This is a genomic window from Alteromonas sp. Mac1 (assembly GCF_001562125.1).
Classification (GTDB): Bacteria; Pseudomonadota; Gammaproteobacteria; order Enterobacterales; family Alteromonadaceae; genus Alteromonas; species Alteromonas stellipolaris.
The window spans coordinates 1215270-1236036 of record NZ_CP013932.1 but is presented as its reverse complement, the minus strand read 5'-3'; the positions used below and the strand labels follow the sequence as shown (position 1 = coordinate 1236036).

The following is a 20767-nucleotide window of genomic DNA, read 5'->3' as shown; positions in this document are numbered from 1 at the left end:
GAGTCCAACTTAATGGGGTCACTTCATCTGTATCGGGGCCTTTTTTTATTTAGAAAGCTGCGATACTCACCGCTTACAACGTCTAATGATTCTATACGACAAACAAGCAGGTAAATTTTAAAGCCTATACCATGAAACCTTCGGCACCTCATTGATTAATCAAAAGGTTTCGTATTTGATGGAACTACGTATAATAAGATCTCACTACGTTAGGTCCCCATAGTTTAATGGATAAAACAAGGCCCTCCTAAGGCTTAGATGTTGGTTCGATTCCAGCTGGGGACGCCACTACGCTTAACCGCAATCACGGAATGTATTCCTATTTGGTGCTATTTCCCAAGATAATTATCCAATATCTCTTGCCACTCGTCCGTCTCTATTACTCTGAGTAACGCGGTATTAAATTTTTCTCTTTGTGCACTGTTTTCTGGTAGTGCAATAGCATAATCCTGACGCTCAATGACTTCGGGTAAAATAAGAATACTGTCACCAAAGTTGTTTTTAGTTAAGTACTGTAAAATGGGCTTATCGTAAACTAATGCATCTAGCTTACCTGATGCCAATTGCGACAAACCTTCTTCAACGCTTTCAAGCCGCTTAAATCCGATATTTTCTTTTTGTAAAAATGCGCTACTTGCAGAGTTAGCCAAGGTGCCGACCCGCACATTAGGTAAGTCCTCAAGCCCTTTAACACTTGAAGATAGCTGACTTACGGTAAGGCTTGTAGCAATGGCTGCGGTAAAGCTACTGATTAAAATGATGGCTGCGAACATCCAAATGAAGCCGATTACCCTCCCCCCAAAGGTAACAGGGGCCTTATCGCCATACCCTACTGTGGTCATTGTCACCGCCGCCCACCAAAAGCTGGCGCCAAGACCTTGTTGCGTTGAGCCGCCAAACATCTCGGCGTTGCGCTTTCTTTCAAACAGCCACAATAAAGCCCCTACCGCCAGTAGCAACCCGCACAAAGCTGATAGTGCAACTAAAAATTCCCAGCTGAAAAAACCTTTAACGGCTGACATCCACCGATTTCCTTCGCTAGGCACGGCGATAGCTAATCCCGTAGTATAAAAAGGGTGCGTAAAATCAATGACCGATTCTCGTTGCGCATTGACGGTAAGCGCAGCAACAGACGCATCAAAACGACCGTTTTCTACTCCCGCCACCAACTCAACCAAAGACGCTTCGGTCAACGCATAATCGGTAGCCGTTAATTCTGCAATTCGCTCCCAAAGCGCAATACTTATACCTTCAAAAGAACCATCTTCGTTTTTGATGACAAACGGCGGTGCGACCTTCGTAGCAATAACCTGTTTTATTTCATTATCATTGGTTTGCGCAATACTTGGCATGGTGACACTTAAGCAAAACACTAAGATAGTGATTATTCGACGCATTTTTTTCATGCTTGTCCCTGTGATTTGTTTACATTTAAACTGTATTTACGCCACTTTCATTAATAGTAAGCCATCGTCAAATTAGCTACGTATAAGATTCAGTCGTCAATAATTAAAAAACCATCTCGACTTCGGCTTTTTAAATGATGCTACTTTTAGGATAAACCCATGGTATACGAGAGTAGAATATTCAACAAACAGCCCCATATTGATTCTTAGTAAAACAGTGCTTATTTAGGTCAACGTTGAAAAGTAGTATTGGCGTAGCGAATACATGCATGAAAAAAAAGCTTCGCTGAGTGTGGGAGAAAACTATGACTGATTTTGAAAAAAATGATGATTTACATTCGTTCTTTGCTGAGATGCAAGATGTAAAACCCATTAAGCCTTCAAATAAAGCGTTATTGCATGATACAGAGAGTGCGATAGCTGAAAAAAAGAGGCGAGCTGCAAGTCAACGCAGTGAAAGGGAAAAGCTGAAAAGCCCGCTAAGTCTAGATGGGGTAACACCTGTAAAGCCTGACGATTTCATTTTATTCCAACAACCAGGTATTCAAGATGGTGTGTTTAAAAAATTACGCATGGGTAAATATCCATTAGAAGAAACCCTTTCTCTAAGCGGTATGACGATTGAGCAAAGTAGAGATGCACTATACAAAGCGATAACCGACTCACACAAACGCGGTGTGAGGGCATTATTGATTAAGCACGGCAAGGGTGAAGAGAGTAAACCTTTTCCTGCTTATAAGAAAAGTTTCGTTAATCACTGGTTGCTTGAATTAGAAGAGGTCATTGCTTACCACACGGCGCAGCCTGTGCACGGCGGATTTGCAGCTACATATGTGTTATTGAAGAAACACCCAGATCAGAAATTGATCAACAGAGAGAAAAATAGGAAAGGCTAATAACGCAAGATTTATAAAATGAATTGGTAAAGCTGAGTGATTAACGCCAGTATCTGACGACAGATACTGGCGTTAGAATTTCACTTTCAGACTACTTAACTGAAGACTGCACAACTAGCGTTGAAGTAACGTCGGCAGATTTAGCTGAACTGCTGAAAACAGCAGTAACAAACATCAGCACAACCGCTATGGCTACTCCGGTTAAGCCAAACCCTTTTGATGAACGATTCATTCGTCGTCTCTTGTTATCAACACCAACAATATTTTTTGTTGGTACAACCCTTAAAACAAACTCCTGTAACCTGTCTGCAATCCCTGCATTGCACTACAATAGATCAGTGACTTATCGAAGACAAGCCCTCAGTACAATTTTTTGACACTTTGCCAATCTATTGACACGCTTTACGCTCATTTAAGTAAAAAGTAGAGATAAGAACATCTTACCTCTACTAAGCTTAAGCGCGTTTTTATCCTACAAAACGACGGGCATTTCTAAAGATACGCATCCACGCACCATCTTCTTGCCAATCGTCTGGACGCCATGAGTTTGCCACCGCTCTGAACACGCGCTCAGGGTGCGGCATCATTATGGTGCTTCGTCCATCACTAGAGGTTAGCCCAGTGATACCTTCAGGCGAACCATTCGGGTTGGCTGGGTATTGCATAGTAGGTTGGCCGTAGTTATCAACATAACGAAGTGCCACTTGCGATGCTACAGACGAAAGCGCGCTGTCGCTTGCAAACTCTGCTTGCCCTTCACCGTGTGATACAGCAATTGGCATGCGCGAACCGGCCATGTCTTGCAACAACACAGAGGCAGATTTAGTCACTTCTACCATGGCTACACGGGCTTCGAAACGTGCCGATTGGTTAGCAACAAAGTGCGGCCAATGTTCAGTACCAGGAATAAGTGACTTCAAGTTAGACAGCATTTGGCAGCCGTTACAAACCCCTAGACTAAAGGTACTGTTACGGTCGAAGAAGGCAGCGAATTGATCCCGTGCAAGCTCGTTGAACAAGATTGATTTCGCCCACCCTTCACCGGCTCCAAGTACATCACCGTAAGAAAAACCACCACAAGCAGCTAAACCGGCGAAGTCATCAAGAGTGACTTTACCGGCTAAGATATCGCTCATGTGTACATCAACAGCGTTAAAACCAGCGCGGTTAAATGCAGCAGCCATTTCAAGGTGCGAGTTTACGCCTTGTTCACGCAAAATGGCGACTTTAGGCTGCACACCTTTCGCGATATATGGCGCAGCAATATCTTCATTTACGTCGTACGTAAGCGCAGCATGTAGGCCAGGATCGGCGGCATCTTGCTTAGCGGCATGTTCTTGTTCAGCACATACAGGGTTATCGCGAAGCTTTTGCATCGCCAAGGTGGTTTGTGCCCACGTAGTTCGCATGGCTACGCGACTATCGTTCAGCACGGCCACATTGTCACGGGTAAACTCGATAGTATCAGAGGTATTTAACGTACCGATGTAATGACTAACATCCGTTAAATCGAAAGACGCGAGTACCGCATTAACCTTCTCTATGTCTTTGTCTAACACTTGAAGTACGCCACCAAGCTCTTCGTTAAACAACACAGATAGGTCTGAACTCGCTTCTGAACCTGAAATGCCGTCTAGCGCAACACTTACACCGGTTTTACCGGCAAAGGCCATTTCAGCTACCGTGGTGAATAGTCCACCATCAGAACGGTCGTGGTAAGCCACTACCAATTGTTTCTCTATTAGCGTTTGTACCGCATTGAAGAAGGCTTTCAAACGTTGCGCACAAACCACATCTGCAGGTGCATCACCTAGTTGCTCGTAAACTTGTGAAAGACAACTCGCGCCAAGGCGGTTCTTACCTTCACCTAAATCGATGAGTAATAGTTGGCTGTCACCCTTATCGGTGCGAAGCTCTGGTGTGACCGTTTTACGAATATCTTTTACTGCACCGAAAGCAGAAATCACTAATGATAACGGTGATGTTACCGCTTTATCTTCGCCTTCCTCTTGCCATGCAGTTTTCATCGACATTGAGTCTTTGCCTACCGGAATGGTTAATCCCAATTCAGGACAAAGCTCTTCACCCACGGCCTTTACCGCTTCATACAACCCAGCGTCTTCACCAGGGTGACCTGCCGCTGCCATCCAGTTTGCTGAAAGCTTAATACGGGTTAAATCGCCAATGTTCGCTGCGGCAATATTGGTTAACGCTTCACCTACGGCTAAACGCGCTGACGCACCATGAGATAACAAGGCAACGGGGGTTCTTTCACCCATCGCCATGGCTTCACCGTGGTAAGTATCAAAAGCAGTGGCGGTAACCGCCACATCGGCTACAGGTACTTGCCAAGGGCCAACCATTTGGTCTCGGTTAACCAAGCCTGTTACCGAGCGATCGCCAATAGTAATAAGGAAAGTTTTTTCCGCCACAGTAGGTAGCGACAATATACGTGTTGCCGCATCGGCCAATGTAATGTCGCTTTCATTAAAGCTAGTGGTTTCTAATGGTTTACTTGTCACATCGCGATGCATTTTAGGCGGTTTGCCAAGCAACACATCTAGGGGCATGTCTATAGGCTGGTTATCGAATTGGCTGTCGTTTACATTCAATTCTTGTTCAGCAGTGGCTTCCCCTACTACAGCGTAAGGTGCGCGTTCACGGGCGCAAATCGCCTCAAACACCGGCATGTTTTCTGGTGCTACTGACATCACGTAACGTTCTTGTGATTCGTTACACCATAATTCTAGTGGTGTCATACCTGGTTCGTCAGACAATACATTACGCAGTTCAAACTTACCGCCACGTCCGCCATCGTTAACTAATTCAGGCAGCGCGTTTGATAAACCACCCGCGCCCACATCGTGAATAAACTGGATAGGATTGTTATCACCTAACTGCCAGCACGCATCAATAACTTCTTGGCAACGACGCTCCATTTCTGGGTTTTCACGCTGTACCGAAGCAAAGTCTAAATCTTCATTTGACTGACCCGATGCCATGGAAGAGGCTGCGCCCCCACCAAGACCGATATTCATGGCTGGGCCGCCAAGCACGATAAGTTTGGCACCTACAGTAATTTCGCCTTTTTCAATATGTTCACGGCGAATATTACCTAAGCCACCAGCAAGCATAATAGGCTTGTGGTAACCACGTACTTCAACGCCATTAAAGCTATTCACTTCTTGCTCGTAGGTACGGAAATAACCAAGCAAATTCGGACGACCAAATTCATTGTTAAATGCAGCGCCACCTAGTGGGCCATCTAGCATAATATCTAACGCGCTCACGATACGTTGTGGTTTACCGTAGTCTTTTTCCCACGGCTGTTCTAATCCTGGAATACGTAAGTTAGACACACTAAAACCACCCAAACCTGCTTTTGGCTTAGAACCACGTCCGGTAGCACCTTCATCACGAATTTCACCACCTGAGCCTGTTGCCGCACCTGGGAAAGGTGAAATAGCGGTTGGGTGGTTATGGGTTTCTACCTTCATCAGAATATCGATATTCTCATGATGGTATTCATATTGATGCGTTTGTGGGTTCGGGAAGAAACGCCCTGCTTCCCATCCAGACATAACAGCAGCGTTGTCTTTATAGGCCGAATAAACATGATCGGGTAACACTTCAAATGTGTTCTTGATCATTTTGAACAAGGATTTTTCTTGCTCTTGACCGTCGATTGTCCAACTGGCGTTGAAAATCTTATGGCGGCAATGTTCAGAGTTCGCTTGTGCAAACATGTAAAGCTCTACGTCGGTAGGATTACGCGCCAAACGCGTAAAGCTTTCGAATAAATACTCTATTTCATCATCAGCCAGTGCTAAACCAAGTTGAATATTGGCATCCACAAGCGCTTGCTTGCCATCTTCGAGTATCGCTACTGATGTAAAGGTTTTCGCCTTGGTATGTGCAAACAATACTTCTGCCGCTGCGGTATTAGGAAAAACAGTTTCAGTCATGCGATCATGCAAGTGGGCAGCAACAAGACTATAGTCAGCATCGCTGAGCGGTTGTTCTGCTTCTATATAAAAAGCACAGCCTCGCTCTATACGATTAATCGTGTTCAGACTACAATTGTTTGCGATATCAGTTGCTTTGGTAGACCAAGGAGAGATGGTACCTGGTCGGGGTGTTACCACGAAGAGATTGCCAGTTGGCGTTTGGGTTTGTCGGGCAGGCCCGTAGGTAAGCAGCTTTTTAAGTATTTCTAATTGCTGCTGCGAGAGTTCACCTTCTGAATCGATAAGGTGAATATATTCGCTATATAGGTTTTTCACCTTAATGCCGGATTGACCCAGCTTTGCAATCAGTTTAGTTTGGTGAAACTCTGATAGTGCGGGAGCGCCTCGAAGGACCAACATATTGCTTTACCTGGTTGTTCAGAAACAACGACCATCAATGGGACGCGTTGCCTCTGTAATTGATGAATATTTCGGCGCGGATTATAGAGGATTTATACTCTATTGGTAACCTTCAACATAGGCTATGTTGCAGTTTTTTTTCCCAAGACCCAATTTACAACAATAAGAAAAGGTATATGCCGTTACAACAATACAAAAAGCGATTAAAAACATCTTTTTTTATCGCATTATGCTTTTTCGCTACAAGTTGTGGTTCACCCACCGTTCCGAACGCTTTGTTGTCATTGATTGAGCGCGGTTCAATAAAGGTAGGCACGCTTTATGGCGCGGCGACTTATTATAATGGCGCCGAAGGTCCGCAAGGTTTTGAATATGAATTACTTGCCGGCTTTTCAGATTATGTCGGGGTAACGCTCGACTTATATCCTTTCTACAGTTACGACGCGATGCTAGAGCAACTTGCTGAAGGCAACCTAGATATTGTCGCCACAGGTGACGCGGTTACCGATACCTTACTGATGCGCTTCACATATGGTCCTGCATATCAAACTGTTGCTCAACACTTGGTTTACCGCGCGGGCACTACAAGGCCTCGAGAACTCAATAGCCTTGCAGAACCTGTCGTAACGGTGTCAGGGAGCAGTCAGGCGCAGCTACTTGCAGTATTAAACAACACGAGTGAGTCGCTGTTAGTCACTACGGAAGATTCTGATGCTGAGGAATTGCTGCAAAAAGTCGCTACCGGCGATATCGCCTATACCCTTGCTGATAGCAATCGCCTTGCGCTGCAACGAAGACGTCACCCCAATTTGGCTGTCGGATTGACCGTACGAGAAGAAATGCCGATGGCATGGGCGCTAAACCCTGAATTAGATGATTCAATTAAAGCCGCCATTATTGAATACTTTGGTACCGTACATCAATCAGGTTGGTTTACCGTTTTAGAAGAAAAGTATTTTGGTCACATTAGGCAATTTGACTACGTTGATAGTAGAGCATTTAATCAATCCGCCGAATCGCTATTAAAAGACTACAAAAGTATGTTTCAGCAATATGCTGGAGATTTGGATTGGCGCTTGTTAGCCGCAATGAGTTACCAAGAAAGTCACTGGGATCCTGATGCAATTTCTCGCACGGGCGTTCGCGGTTTAATGATGCTGACCATGGACACGGCCAATGATTGGGATGTAGAAGATCGTACCGACGCAGAACAAAGCATTCGCGGAGGTTCTCGCTACTTCGCCAGCTTATTAGGAAGGATTCCTGCACGAATTGGGGATCCTGATAGAACCTGGATGGCGATGGCGGCGTATAACCTCGGCCTAGGGCATTTAGAAGATGCCCGAATTCTTACAGAGCGTCAGGGGGGCAACCCTGATTTATGGGTAGACGTTAAACAACGGCTTCCACAGCTAAGGCAAAAGAAGTACTACAGAACAACGCGTTATGGGTACGCTCGGGGCGACGAAGCGCTTCAGTATGTTGATAATATTCGTCGATATTACGACAGTTTACTTTGGCTAGACGAACAAGGAAGAATTTAGCTGGCGCCATATTGAATTTTGTCATTATGATGTCATCTAAGATCAGTATCATTGAATGTAACTAGCCTGTGGGTTAGCTAAGGCATAAATGCAGAAACTATGAAATGAAAATATGCCTTATTCAATTTCCCAATTTGTATTAACAAGGAGGGTAAAATGAAAAGAAACAAATTATTTAGGAAAGGAATAAAATTGAAAAATAATAATAGACGTAGAGTGATGTTAAAGAGAACGCATCAAAAAGTACTACAACGCCGCAAGCTGTTTGTTACCAGTGAGTTGTTTACTCAGTTGACCCGCAATGCTTAAGCGCCGCTTGTTTGGCTTTTTTATCTAGCTTTATTTGTGCCCGACGACGTTTAAAAAATGCTGATATTTTATTAGCACAGTCGTCGGCCAACACCCCGGGTATCACATCAACCTGATGATTAAGTGATGGATGCTGCAAAATGTTCATCACTGACCCTGCTGCCCCTGTCTTAGCATCGCTGGCACCAAATACCACACGCTTAATTCTGGCATGAACCAACATTCCTGCACACATCGAACATGGCTCTAACGTGACATAAAGCGTGGCATCGGTAGTACGGTAGTTTTGTAAGTGCTTTGCCGCCATTCTAACTGCATTCATTTCCGCGTGAGCGGAAGGATCGCTATCTGTGATAGGCGTATTCCACCCTTCACCAATCAACTCACCATTATGTACAACACAGGCACCTACCGGCACCTCTCCCATTGCTTCTGCTTTATCCGCTAGGCTGAGGGCGTGCTGCATCCACTTTGTATGCTTTACCATGCGTTTAGAATTGTTAATTTCGTCATTCATTCGTTAATTTAACTAATTTTTCGTGAATTAGATTTTCACCAGCATAATTCAATAAATATAAATTACTATAAACCTTTGATTCATAGTGAATTTACAACAATGGCAGTCATCTTGCTATCTTTGGTATAGATATACTTACGAATTACAGAGCGCTAACGTAAATACCTGCATGTCCATTCGCTTATTCTATATGAAGTAGGCAAAAAGCTTTAATGCATAGTTACGTATTTATTTACACTTTTTTCCCAACAAGCGTATTCATAAGCGCTATAGTAACGAAAAAAGTATGTTTAGCGTAGTCGCTTTGTAAGCTTGGTTTGTAGGAAAGAAAATTATTTTTCACCTACACTGAATGCAGAACAATTTAAAACAAACTGAAGGGAAAGTACCATGAATCTGACCGCTATTTTTATTGTTGCGATTATCGCTTGGGCCATTGTGAGTATCACAGGCTCATCAAAAACTAAAAAATCAAATAAGGCGTCAGATAAAGCAGCGGAAGCTTATCAATCTGAAATTGCTTCACTCAAGGAACGGGTTTCTGTACTTGAAAAAATTGTTACCGATGAAAAATACGATCTGAAAAAGCAGTTTGCGGACTTAGAAAAAGATAAAGTTGCATAAGCTTTTTTGTTAAACACTTTTTCTAAGTGATTGTTTCTGAATGCTTTCACTTGCTGTAAATCATCAAGAGCGGTCTTAAGCATTTTACGAGCGGCTAACTGCCTTCCAGTAATTTCCTCTCAGCGCGTTCTACGCGCCGAGGTTTTCCGGCAATAACGAGCACATCATGGGGCTGTAGCACAGCTTCATGATCGGGGTCTTTTACTTCAGTACCATTTCTTCTTAATCCACGCACATTCACCCGCATTCTGGCAAAGTCGATATCTTTAATTTTACTTCCCATACATGCAGCATGCTCTGACAGCACTACAGCATGAATAAATTCAAGTTTATCCTCAGTGCCATAGCTTATTTCTGTGGTTTCCCCTGGGTAAAATCCATGCAAGTGATCGTATCGCCCTTTTCGTTCCGCGCGAACACGCTTTAAGATTCGAGACATGGGCACACCGGCGTAATGCAGTACTTGAGAAATAAGCATCAAACTACCTTCTTGCAACTCGGGTACGACTTGATTTGCCCCCGCAGAATATAAACCATCTAACTGATAGTCTCGCTTAGTTCGCACCATAACATCTGCGGTGTTATCTATTTGATGGGTGCCACTAATAACTTGTTTTGCTTTATCAGGTTGGTCAAAGGTGACTAAGATAAGCTTTGCTTTTTCAACATTGGCGCTACTAAGAATGTCTTTTTGACTGGCATCGCCAAACAGCACTGGCTCACCAGCGTTCCTACTTTCATGCACACGAACCGGGTCCATATCAATCGCTATAAATGCAATGCCTTCCATCTTCAGCATGCGAGCTACCGATTGCCCCACCCTGCCAAAGCCACAAATCACAACATGGTTGGTTAAATCGTTATCCACTATTAACGTATTGTGCGCATTGTCTTCACTCTTATTGGCCACAATACGCTTTGCAAATACCAAACTGTTGTTCATTAACCAAGGCGTTAGCGCCATGCTCAATACCCCCATGCTCACAATGAGAGAAGATTGCCCAGTGGTAAGCACACCATAAGTGGTCGCCAATGCAGCAATAACGAAACTAAACTCGCCAATCTGACATAACTTAATACCCGCCGACCATGCATCCAGAGGATTAGTTTTCACAAACGCAGCGGCCATTCTTACCATAAGAATTTTGATAATCATCAGCCCAACAACGCCAAGAACAATGGTAAAGAAGTTACTCCACAGCACATTTATATCGAGCTGCATGCCAACGGTAACGAAAAACAATCCCATTAAAATATCGCGAAAGGGGCGAATATCGGCTTCAAGTTGGTATTTGTATTGGCTCTCCCCTAGCATCATTCCCGCAAGGAAAGCCCCTAGCGCCATCGATAACCCAAAGTAATAGGTTAGGCCGCCAGCCAATAGCGCGATTAAAATTGTGGTAAGAACAAAGAGCTCATCGGTGCGGGTTTTGGCTATTTCTCTAAAGACCCAAGGCAACACCCACTTGCCTACCGACATTAAAAACGCGATGACAAATATACCTTTTAACAAGGCTTCACCTAAGGCAAACGCAATGCTCACCTCGCCGCTTTGAGCAAGCAAGGGAATAGCAATAAGGAATGGAACCACGGCAAGGTCTTGAAATAGCAGAATACTAACAGCCAGCTGAGTTCTTCTGTTATTGAGAATACCCATTTCAGTTGCTTGTTTGATGACTATAGCGGTAGAGCTAAGAGCCAGCGCCCCACCAATAATAATGGAAGCACTGATAGGTAACCCGAATAAATAAGGAATGCTGGTAAATACAGCGGTGGTCAGCAGCATTTGACCAACCCCAACGCCAAATACTAATGAGCGCATGGCCACTAGCTTTGGTAGGGAAAATTCCAGCCCTAGTGAGAAGAGCAAAAAAACGATGCCAGTTTCAGCCAGCAAATGCATTTCTTGAGGGTGAGCGAAAAGCGCAAAGAGCTGTGGGCCCGCTAATATACCTGCAAATAAATACGCTAAAATTGGCGGTAAATGGATGCGCTTAAAAATAGCCACGCTACAAACGGCAATAAACATTAACGCGATAACGTTCAAAAAACCGGCACTCACTTCACATCTCCCTACCGTTAATTTGAGGCTTTAATGTTCCGCGCTGATTAAACTTACGCACATCTAAATTAAAATACGACTGAACATCAAAGTATTACAGCAGCCCTAGCGACCCTACATTTTTAGTAGACTATATCGCAAAGCAATATTGCAGAAATTGGCATTAAGCTTGCTAATACCTACTAACAAATTAGCATAAGCGGCAAATTTTGACACTTTCCACTTATGTATATTTTTCCGTATTGCTAAAGGGGCATTTCCGTGGATTTCTCTACTACTATCTACGATAGCACACAACATGACAATTTTTATCCTCCTGCTAGCACGGGTCAGGCGTTATCTGCCAGTGAAATAACCTCCTTCATCAGCGAGATTTTGTCTACGCTGGAATTGGAAAAGCTTGGTGAAATTTACTTTCGCCAATTGAATGGTTTTTTCTCATTGGCCGGTTTAAGCTTATCGGATTTAGACACCCGTTGGGTATACGGAAATGCCAAACTATCGTCAACACTTGTGGCGATACCATTGCCAGGTGTTACCTCTCAGGAAGGTAAACAAGCCACTGCGCATTACTATTTTGCAGTACCGCTTTCTCTCTCTGAACGAAATGCACTAGAGCAACTTCATGAACTATTTGCTAAACAAGTCGCTCAAGCACAATCTTTTTTACGCCTACACCAGATGACGACTAAAGACGTGCTAACTGGCTTGGGGAATCGCTCAGGCTTCGATCAGGCACTAATACGTCAGTTAGGATGGGCTCAGCGTCACGAGGAAGGTTTTTCATTGCTTGTCATAGACTTAGATAATTTCAAATCGGTTAATGACAGCCACGGACACCGAGAAGGTGATAACGTTTTAGTTCATGTAGCGTCTCAATTACAACAAGTACTAAGAGATGAAGATGAAGCATTTCGATTTGGTGGCGACGAGTTCTGCTGCCTTTTAGATTGCCAAACACAATTTCAGTTAGAATGTGCCGCATCGCGTATTCAGCTTAGTATTAACCAATCAAGTTACTTAAGACGCATGAATGTATCGTGCAGTTTAGGTGGCGCTATTTACCGTGAGGGTGACGATACCGGTAAGCTTTTTGACCGCGCCGATGCTGCGTTATACAAAGTGAAGCAATCTGGTAAAAATAGCTACTTAGCCGCTTAAACCACCCGTTCACACAAGTTTAGTGAATCAAGTATCCTGTGTAGCGTTTTTAACTATGAGCGTTTTTAGCAATGTTGGCGGAAATTAGCGACAGTGCTTCAGTAAAAATAACAATAGTACCCCAGTGGTTATCGTAGCGTAGAGACGACGCTTTTTACGTATATTAGGTATAATAAATATACCTAAGTAAATAAGCATGTTTTGCCACGGCTGCCATGAAGTCACAGCTTACTTTTGCCCACTGGCAAATATTTGCCTACTCCGACACCTTATTACTCACAAAGATAGACTTTAGTCTACACCCACTATTTCAACAGCTAACGTCGGTGGCATGGTTTCCAAGATAACGACTTTTCGATTTACTACCAGCGCCACCGCCTCTTCATCTAAAAAGAGTATAGGCACCTCGGCTCTTTCCCACGTAGGAACCTTCCACTGTTTAAACCAATCTTTAAGTATCTTTGATACCTGTGCACCTTTTGGCTTTACACGCAGTCCCTTCACGCCCATTTTAATGGTTACTGCGCCAGACAGCTTATTTGTCACCCTGAGTGTTAGCGGCTCTCTCAACCAAAATAACTCAGTGTCGACGGTATCTCTTACATCAAGGGATTGGGGTATTTGTGTGTTTGGTTTTGGTAACCAATAAAGGTCGCTATTAAACCTTGCTACTTTTCCCCAAGAAAACGACACTTCAGGCGCAGCATCTTGTTTCGCCATTAGCATATTTTCTATTTGCATTAGTTGCGCTTGAGAGGGAAGCAACGCTGATTGTTTTGAAAACCATTGGCGCAATACGGCTCGTTGCCAGTTTTTAGACAAGGTAAGCAGCTCTGCGCCTTTTAGCTGAGTATCTGTCACTAAGCACTGACTAAGATATATTTCAGCCTGCTCTGTTACTAAGGCTGTTTGCTCGGCACATAGCTGGGCACTTCTTAGTGCAGTATTGGATAATTGAGGCCATCGCTCAGATAACGCTGGAATAATCTGATTGCGAAGGAAATTACGATCGTAGCGATCATCGGCATTTGACTCATCATTGACCCACTGCAAATCAAGGCGATTCGCGGCATCAACAATATCGTTTTTCTGAAGTGCTAACATGGGACGAAGGGTAAGTACCCCATTTCGCCATTGTTGCGCTCCCATGCCTGACAGCCCTTGTGGCCCCGCACCGCGCTTTAACTGTAACAGTACGGTTTCAAGCTGATCTTCAGCATGTTGACCTAAAAGAAGCACGCCATTGTTTGCATGGCAAAACTCATGTAGCACCTTATAGCGGGCATCTCTGGCTTCAGCTTCAAGGCTCTTACGAGCGCCACTTTTAACGGAAACATGATAATGGTTAAACGGAATTGATAATTTATCGCATTCAGATTGGCAATGGCGTAGCCACGTATCGGCATTAACGCTCAATCCATGGTGTACATGAACGGCGTGGACAGCCGTAGAGGTTTGCTCGCGAAAGGCATGCAAGGTATACAGCAGTAAGGAGGAGTCCACCCCTCCGCTGTAAGCAACAACGAGAAGAGGTGGCGCTTCAAATGACGTGTTAGCAAGTGCAGTAGTGATAGACTCACAGATGTGACTTACAGTCTCACTCACTTGCTATGCCCATTCGATACACTCACTGTACTATTTTTTCTGCTAGCTTTCTGCGTTTACCTAGCAGTAGCCGAAAGACATAAGACGTTGATAACGTTCTTCCATCAAGTCAGCCGTGTCTAAGGTTTTAAGTTGGCTTAGTTGCTGTTTAAGTACTGCTTTTAAGTTCGCAGCCATGCTTGCATGATCACGATGAGCGCCACCTAGTGGCTCTTCAACAATACTGTTAATAAGCCCAAGCTCTTTAATCTGGCCTGCACTTACGCCCATTGCTTCTGCGGCTAATGGCGCTTTTTCTGCACTTTTCCACAAAATAGACGCACAACCTTCAGGGGAAATAACCGAGTAAGTTGAATATTGCAGCATGTTCACACGATCGCCAACACCAATCGCAAGCGCGCCGCCTGAACCACCTTCACCAATAACGGTACAAATAATTGGCACCGTAAGTTCAGCCATTTCAAACAAGTTTTTCGCAATGGCTTCACTTTGTCCGCGCTCTTCCGCGCCCACACCTGGGTAAGCCCCTGGGGTATCGATGAAAGTAATAATTGGCAAATTAAAGCGCTCTGCCATTTTCATCAACCGTAGTGCTTTGCGGTAACCTTCAGGTTTAGGCATACCAAAATTACGCTTGATTTTTTCGTTGGTGTCGCGCCCTTTTTGATGGCCAATCACCATCACAGGTTGACCATCTAACATAGCTGGCCCACCAAGAATGGCTTTGTCATCAGCGAAAGCTCTATCACCTGCCAACTCGTCAAAGTCAGTAAAAATACGCGGAATGTAGTCTAGCGTATATGGGCGCATAGGGTGGCGAGCAAGTTGCGATACTTGCCACGCGCCCAAGTCAGAAAAAATCTTTTTCGTTAGCTCAGCGCTTTTACCGCGAAGCTTGTTAATATCTTCTTCAATACCAACATCGAATTCACCGCCTTGATTCACCAACCTAAGCTCTTCAATTTTTGCTTCTAATTCGGCTATCGGCTGTTCAAAGTCCAAAAACTGTATACTCATTGTATGTCCTATTCGTACTGCGCTTGTCAATGCCAACGCGAGATAGTCAATCTATCGAACTCTACCCATTAATGGTAGAGGATTGAAACGGCTTTTTCTCCCAAACATTGTTTGAGATCGTGCAAAAGTTGATCTTCTGGTGTAACAAACCACCGTGCACCACACGTAATCAGTGCTTCTGCATCGGGATGGGTTACTAATAAATGCACCGGGCAACTTCCGCCTTTAAAGGCCTGCAAGATAGATTGCATTTGATTAATCTTTTTCGGTTCAAGCAACTGGGTTTCAACATTTAACGCCAATGCTCTCGCGTTTTTCTCCCGTGCCTGAACAATGTCCATTACATCACGGGCGGTGATTGTATTGCCCCCAGAGAAATCATCAAAGCTGACCTGTCCCTTTATGAGCAATATTCTGTCAGTTTCTAGCATAGATTCATACTGTTCGAAGGTATCTGGGAAAAAACGAGCGTCTATTCGCGCACTTTTATCATCCAATGTGACAATAGCCCAACGTCTTCCTCGCTTATTGGTCATTACCCTAACCCCAAGCACTAAGCCAACAGCATTGGCCATTTGTTCTTTGCCTGTGGGTTTTAAGTCAACCAGCCTTCCATCAGTGTAATGCCTAATTTCTTCGACGTACTGGTTAATAGGGTGCCCTGTTAGGTATAAACCTAAGGTATCTTTTTCACCTTCTAACCATACTTTTTCTGGCCATAGTGGCACATCGGCAAAAGCTTGCTCTACTTCATCAGGCTCAGTCGTTAGCAATCCGAACATGTCTGACTGCCCAAAGGATTCCGCTTTGGCATGCTGCCCTGCGGCTGCGATAGCATCAGGTAAAGATGCCATGAGTGCAGCCCTGTGAGGCCCTAAATTGTCTAACGCGCCGGCAAGTACTAGTTTTTCCAGTACACGTTTATTAACGCGCTTAATATCAATTTTTGCACAAAAATCGAATAAATCTTTAAACGCACCTTGGTTTTCTCTGGCTTCGATAATGGCTTCTATGGGGCCTTCACCTACCCCTTTAATGGCGCCAATGCCGTAAACAATTCTGCCTTTTTCATCGACGGTGAACTTATGCTTACCTGCGTTTAAGTCTGGGGGCAATAACTCAAGACCCATTCGACTGCATTCATCAACCAAGGTAACAATTTTATCGGTATTATCCATATCGGCCGACATTACTGCGGCCATGAATTCAGCAGGATAATGGGCTTTCAACCATAAAGTTTGATAAGACACCAAGGCGTAAGCAGCAGAGTGAGATTTGTTAAATCCGTAGCCGGCGAATTTTTCTACCAAGTCGAAAATTTTCATCGCCAAATCTGGATCGATGTTATTGTTCTTCGAGCCTTCAGCGAACGCGCCACGTTGCTTAGCCATTTCTTCTGGCTTTTTCTTACCCATAGCACGACGTAACAAATCGGCGCCACCTAGGGAATAGCCCGCCATTTCCTGCGCAATCTGCATTACCTGTTCTTGATACAAGATAATGCCGTAGGTAGGCTCCAAAATTTCTTGCAAACATTCGTGTTGGTATTCAGCATCGGGATAAGAAATAGCTTCACGGCCATGCTTACGGTCGATAAAGTTATCTACCATGCCCGACTGCAAAGGACCCGGTCTAAATAGGGCTACCAATGCGATAATATCTTCAAAACTATCTGGCTTAAGACGTTTTATTAGCTCTTTCATACCTCGGGATTCCAACTGGAACACCGCGGTAGTTTCCGCATTTAGCAGGGTACGAAAGCTTTTTGCATCCGCCAAAGGAATAGAGGTAATATCAATGTCGATACCCTTCCCTTCCTTCACCATATCAATGGCCCACTGGATAATGGTTAGCGTACGTAATCCAAGGAAGTCGAACTTAACTAGCCCTGCGGTTTCAACATCGTTTTTATCGAACTGAGTAACAGGGTTATTACCTTCATCGTCGCAGTATAGCGGCGCAAAATCGGTAATAGTGGTTGGCGCAATAACTACACCACCAGCGTGTTTACCTGCATTTCGCGTTACGCCTTCTAAAATGCGCGCCATATCGATGAGATCTTTAACCTCCTCGTCTTGGTCGTACACTTCGGGCAAACGAGGCTCGGCAGCAAACGCCTTTTCAAGCGTCATACCAGGGTCTGGTGGGATAAGCTTTGAAATACGATCGACAAAACCGTAAGGGTGACCTAGTACTCGGCCCACATCGCGCACCACGGCTTTTGCCGCCATGGTACCAAAGGTAATAATCTGCGATACCGCCTGACGACCATACAGCTCGGCAACGTGGTCGATAACCTCATCACGTCTATCCATACAGAAATCAACATCGAAATCCGGCATTGATACCCGTTCTGGGTTAAGGAATCGTTCGAATAGTAAGTCGAATTCAAGGGGATCAAGGTCGGTAATATCTAATGCGTAAGCCACTAGAGAGCCCGCACCAGAACCACGACCTGGGCCTACTGGAATATTGTTGTCCTTACTCCACTGAATGAACTCCATTACGATAAGGAAGTAACCAGGGAAACCCATTTGGTTGATTACTTCTAACTCGATACGGAGCCTGTCGTCGTACTCGGGGCGTTTTTCTGCCCGTACTTGTTCATCAGGAAACAGGAACGCTAAACGGCGCTCAAGCCCTTCTTCCGACACTTTTACTAAAAAATCTTCAGTGGTCATGCCGCCAGTAGGAAACTGGGGCAAAAAGTATTCATCTAATCGTACTGTAACGTTGCATCGCTTAGCGATTTCAACCGTGTTTTCTATGGCCTCAGGAATATCACTGAACAGCTCCACCATTTCTTCGCTGGTACGAAGATATTGCTGGTCGCTGTAACGCTTAGGTCGACGAGTATCATCTAGTGTGTAGCCATCATGAATACATACTCGTATTTCATGCGCGTCAAAACCTTCTTTATTAATGAAGCACACTTCATTGGTTGCCACTACAGGCAAGCCTTCTCGCTCGGCACATTCTACCGCGCGATGTAAGTAATCTTCTTCACCAGGGCGACCAGTACGAATAAGCTCAAGATAAAAACGGTCTGGGAAATGGGTTTTATAGAAGGCCAATGATTCTGCCAACAAGCTGGTGTTATTTTTAGTAAGTGCAACACCAACATCCCCAAGTTGAGCACCAGAGAGTATGATTACGCCTTCTGCATGTTCAATAAGCCAGTCTTGATCGATAACCGCTCTATGCGCAACGTGACCTCGCAAGTAGGCCTTAGAAATAAGAACCGTAATGTTCTTATAGCCCTCGTTATTCATCGCAAGCAAGGTAAGACGGAACGGCTCATCGCCGAAGGCTTCATTGGTCACCCAGAAATCGGTACCAATAATAGGTTTAATGCCAAGCCCATGTGCGCCAGAATAAAACTTTACCAAACCACACATATTCATTTGGTCGGTAATCGCCACAGCAGGCATGTTGTACTCGGATACTTTGCCAAGTATGGGCTTAACCTTATTAAGCCCATCCATCATGGAATAATCGCTGTGTACGCGTAAATGAATAAAAGGCGAGGACATAATTATTGAATCTCTTGTAGTAGTGCCTTAACTGGTTTAAAGCTTTTGCGATAACCATCAATCACGCCATGGGTGGCGAGTGCTTCAAAATGCGCTTTTGTAGGATAACCTTTATGGCCAGCAAAACCATATTCTGGATGTAATTCATCCAATGCCAGCATATCGTTGTCACGTTCTACTTTGGCAATGATGGAAGCGGCAGAAATTTCAGCGTATAGGCTATCGCCCTTAACCACAGCTTCTGCAGCATAAGGCCAATCAGGTAATCGATTACCATCAACCCGAACAAAGTCTGGCGTTACCGCTAAACCTTCCACAGCACGCTTCATGGCTAACATGGTAGCATGGAGAATATTAAGGATGTCGATTTCTTCTGGTGTGGCGCGCCCTATATGCCAATAAAGCGCTTTCGCTTTTATTTCAGCGGCTAACGCAATACGTTTTTTTTCGCTGAGCTTTTTAGAGTCGGTTAACCCTACTATGGGGTTGGCAGGGTCGAGTATAACGGCGGCGGTTACCACATCCCCAACAAGTGGGCCTCTTCCAACTTCATCTACGCCGGCTATTAACTTATGCAAACAATTCCTCCACTACAGCTTGTGCTGCTGTTTTATCAGCATTGCATTTTAGCGTATGGTGGAGGTCGGTGAAACGGGAAATTAAGTCAGTGTTGTCACTGTCGAAATAAGTTAGGGCTTGCTGGCTTAATGTGTCTGGGTTGACGTCGTCTTGAAGCAGTTCTGGTACTAACGCTTCATTAGCCAATAAATTAGGTAAGGCGAAAAAAGGCGCTTTATACAAACGCTGCATAATTTTATAGGTTATTGGCGACAATTTATACGCCACTACCATGGGGCGTTTACACAGCATAGCTTCTAATGTAGCCGTGCCAGATGCGAGCAATATGACATCACTGGCAATCATGGCATCGCGAGACGTCCCCTCAGTAACGTGAATAGGCAGCCTTTCAGTTACGTTGTTAGCCTCTTTCAACATGCTATTAATTTGTTCTAGACGATGCGTATTAGCAGCGGGGATCACAAATTCAACATCCGGTCTTTGCGCGGCAATTTTTTCCATCGTCTTAATAAAAATAGGCAGAAGCGTATCGACTTCACCACGGCGAGAACCTGGTAGTACCGCCAAAACCGGTTTATCGATAGGTAGATTGAGCGTTTTGCGAGACGCTTGTTGGTCAGGTGTTAACGCTATGCTATCTGCCATAGTGTGACCAACAAAGGTATAAGGTACATCGTACTTATCATAAACTTGCTGCTCGAAAGGAAACAAGCCCAGCACTCGCCCTGCCGCCTTGGCAATTTTATGTACCCGCTTTTCACGCCACGCCCAAATAGTTGGGCTAACGTAATGAATGGTTTTAATACCCTTCGCTTTAAGTTCTTTTTCTACCCGAAGGTTAAAATCAGGGGCATCTATGCCAACAAAAATATCAGGCGGGTTATTAGAGAAATGGGCGAGCAGCGCTTTTTTGACTTTTAAAATAGCGGGTAGATGGGACAGTACTTCCACTAAGCCCATTACAGATAAGGTTTCCATATCAAATAAGCTATGAAAACCTTGAGCCTGCATATTAGGCCCGCCTATCCCCTCAATAATTGCATCAGGGTATAAGCGTTTTAATTCGCCAACCATACCAGCGGCGAGTACATCGCCTGATGGCTCGCCTGCCACCATGGCGATACGTAAAGGTTTACTCATGATAGCA

14 protein-coding genes and 1 tRNA gene are annotated in these 20767 nt (G+C 44.5%); 5 read left to right on the top strand and 10 right to left on the bottom strand.

Translation table 11 applies throughout. The features are described from left to right. The first annotated feature begins 213 nt into the window (after window positions 1–213). Window positions 214–288, top strand: a tRNA-Arg gene (locus tag AV939_RS05165). A 41-nt stretch (window positions 289–329) separates the two neighbouring features. Here AV939_RS05165 and AV939_RS05160 read toward each other — a convergent pair. Further along, window positions 330–1406, bottom strand: a complete 1077-nt coding sequence (locus AV939_RS05160; protein WP_057793404.1) for a transporter substrate-binding domain-containing protein — start codon at window positions 1404–1406, stop codon at window positions 330–332. 305 nt (window positions 1407–1711) lie between these two features. On the opposite strand from AV939_RS05160, the gene smrA reads away from it, so the two are divergent. Continuing rightward, window positions 1712–2302, top strand: a complete 591-nt coding sequence (gene smrA / locus AV939_RS05155; protein ID WP_057793406.1) for a DNA endonuclease SmrA — start codon at window positions 1712–1714, stop codon at window positions 2300–2302. A gap of 91 nt (window positions 2303–2393) precedes the next feature. Here smrA and AV939_RS20250 read toward each other — a convergent pair whose 3' ends face one another. Both AV939_RS20250 and purL read right to left on the bottom strand, forming a co-directional pair. Beyond that, the gene (locus AV939_RS20250) at window positions 2394–2534 is read right to left on the bottom strand and encodes a hypothetical protein (protein WP_013785166.1); all 141 of its coding nucleotides are present in this window, start codon (window positions 2532–2534) and stop codon (window positions 2394–2396) included. A 235-nt stretch (window positions 2535–2769) separates the two neighbouring features. Then, complete coding sequence (gene purL / locus AV939_RS05150) at window positions 2770–6669, bottom strand: phosphoribosylformylglycinamidine synthase (RefSeq protein ID WP_061093576.1); 3900 nt, start codon at window positions 6667–6669, stop codon at window positions 2770–2772. A 176-nt stretch (window positions 6670–6845) separates the two neighbouring features. Here purL and mltF point away from each other — a divergent pair, with 176 nt between their 5' ends. Beyond that, complete coding sequence (mltF, locus tag AV939_RS05145; RefSeq protein ID WP_057793410.1) at window positions 6846–8213, top strand: membrane-bound lytic murein transglycosylase MltF; 1368 nt, start codon at window positions 6846–6848, stop codon at window positions 8211–8213. A 283-nt stretch (window positions 8214–8496) separates the two neighbouring features. Here the strand turns inward: mltF and tadA are convergent, their stop codons facing one another. Beyond that, window positions 8497–9039, bottom strand: a complete 543-nt coding sequence (tadA, locus tag AV939_RS05140; RefSeq protein ID WP_057793412.1) for a tRNA adenosine(34) deaminase TadA — start codon at window positions 9037–9039, stop codon at window positions 8497–8499. A 390-nt stretch (window positions 9040–9429) separates the two neighbouring features. Here tadA and AV939_RS05135 point away from each other — a divergent pair, with 390 nt between their 5' ends. After that, on the top strand, window positions 9430–9663 hold the full coding sequence (locus AV939_RS05135) for a hypothetical protein (protein ID WP_057793414.1): 234 nt from the start codon (window positions 9430–9432) through the stop codon (window positions 9661–9663). A gap of 94 nt (window positions 9664–9757) precedes the next feature. Here the strand turns inward: AV939_RS05135 and AV939_RS05130 are convergent, their stop codons facing one another. After that, window positions 9758–11725 carry a cation:proton antiporter domain-containing protein gene (locus AV939_RS05130; RefSeq protein ID WP_138118088.1) on the bottom strand — a complete coding sequence of 656 codons (1968 nt, stop codon included), beginning with the start codon at window positions 11723–11725 and terminating at the stop codon, window positions 9758–9760. Window positions 11726–11986: 261 nt separating this feature from the next. Here AV939_RS05130 and AV939_RS05125 point away from each other — a divergent pair, with 261 nt between their 5' ends. Next, window positions 11987–12886: a GGDEF domain-containing protein gene (locus tag AV939_RS05125; RefSeq protein ID WP_057793416.1), complete on the top strand. Its 900-nt coding sequence runs from the start codon at window positions 11987–11989 to the stop codon at window positions 12884–12886. 291 nt (window positions 12887–13177) lie between these two features. Here the strand turns inward: AV939_RS05125 and tilS are convergent, their stop codons facing one another. From tilS to lpxB, 5 genes are all read right to left on the bottom strand, one after another. Continuing rightward, window positions 13178–14491 carry a tRNA lysidine(34) synthetase TilS gene (gene tilS, locus AV939_RS05120; protein WP_057793419.1) on the bottom strand — a complete coding sequence of 438 codons (1314 nt, stop codon included), beginning with the start codon at window positions 14489–14491 and terminating at the stop codon, window positions 13178–13180. Between the two features lie 60 nt (window positions 14492–14551). Further along, complete coding sequence (accA, locus tag AV939_RS05115) at window positions 14552–15508, bottom strand: acetyl-CoA carboxylase carboxyl transferase subunit alpha (protein ID WP_057793421.1); 957 nt, start codon at window positions 15506–15508, stop codon at window positions 14552–14554. 68 nt (window positions 15509–15576) lie between these two features. After that, window positions 15577–19041 (bottom strand): DNA polymerase III subunit alpha, encoded by a 3465-nt coding sequence (gene dnaE / locus AV939_RS05110; RefSeq protein ID WP_082604956.1) that lies wholly within the window; start codon window positions 19039–19041, stop codon window positions 15577–15579. A 2-nt stretch (window positions 19042–19043) separates the two neighbouring features. Beyond that, on the bottom strand, window positions 19044–19619 hold the full coding sequence (rnhB, locus tag AV939_RS05105) for a ribonuclease HII (RefSeq protein ID WP_057793423.1): 576 nt from the start codon (window positions 19617–19619) through the stop codon (window positions 19044–19046). Further along, the gene (lpxB, locus tag AV939_RS05100; protein WP_057793425.1) at window positions 19612–20760 is read right to left on the bottom strand and encodes a lipid-A-disaccharide synthase; all 1149 of its coding nucleotides are present in this window, start codon (window positions 20758–20760) and stop codon (window positions 19612–19614) included. Before lpxB ends, rnhB begins: the two co-directional genes overlap by 8 nt. Window positions 20761–20767: the final 7 nt, after the last annotated feature.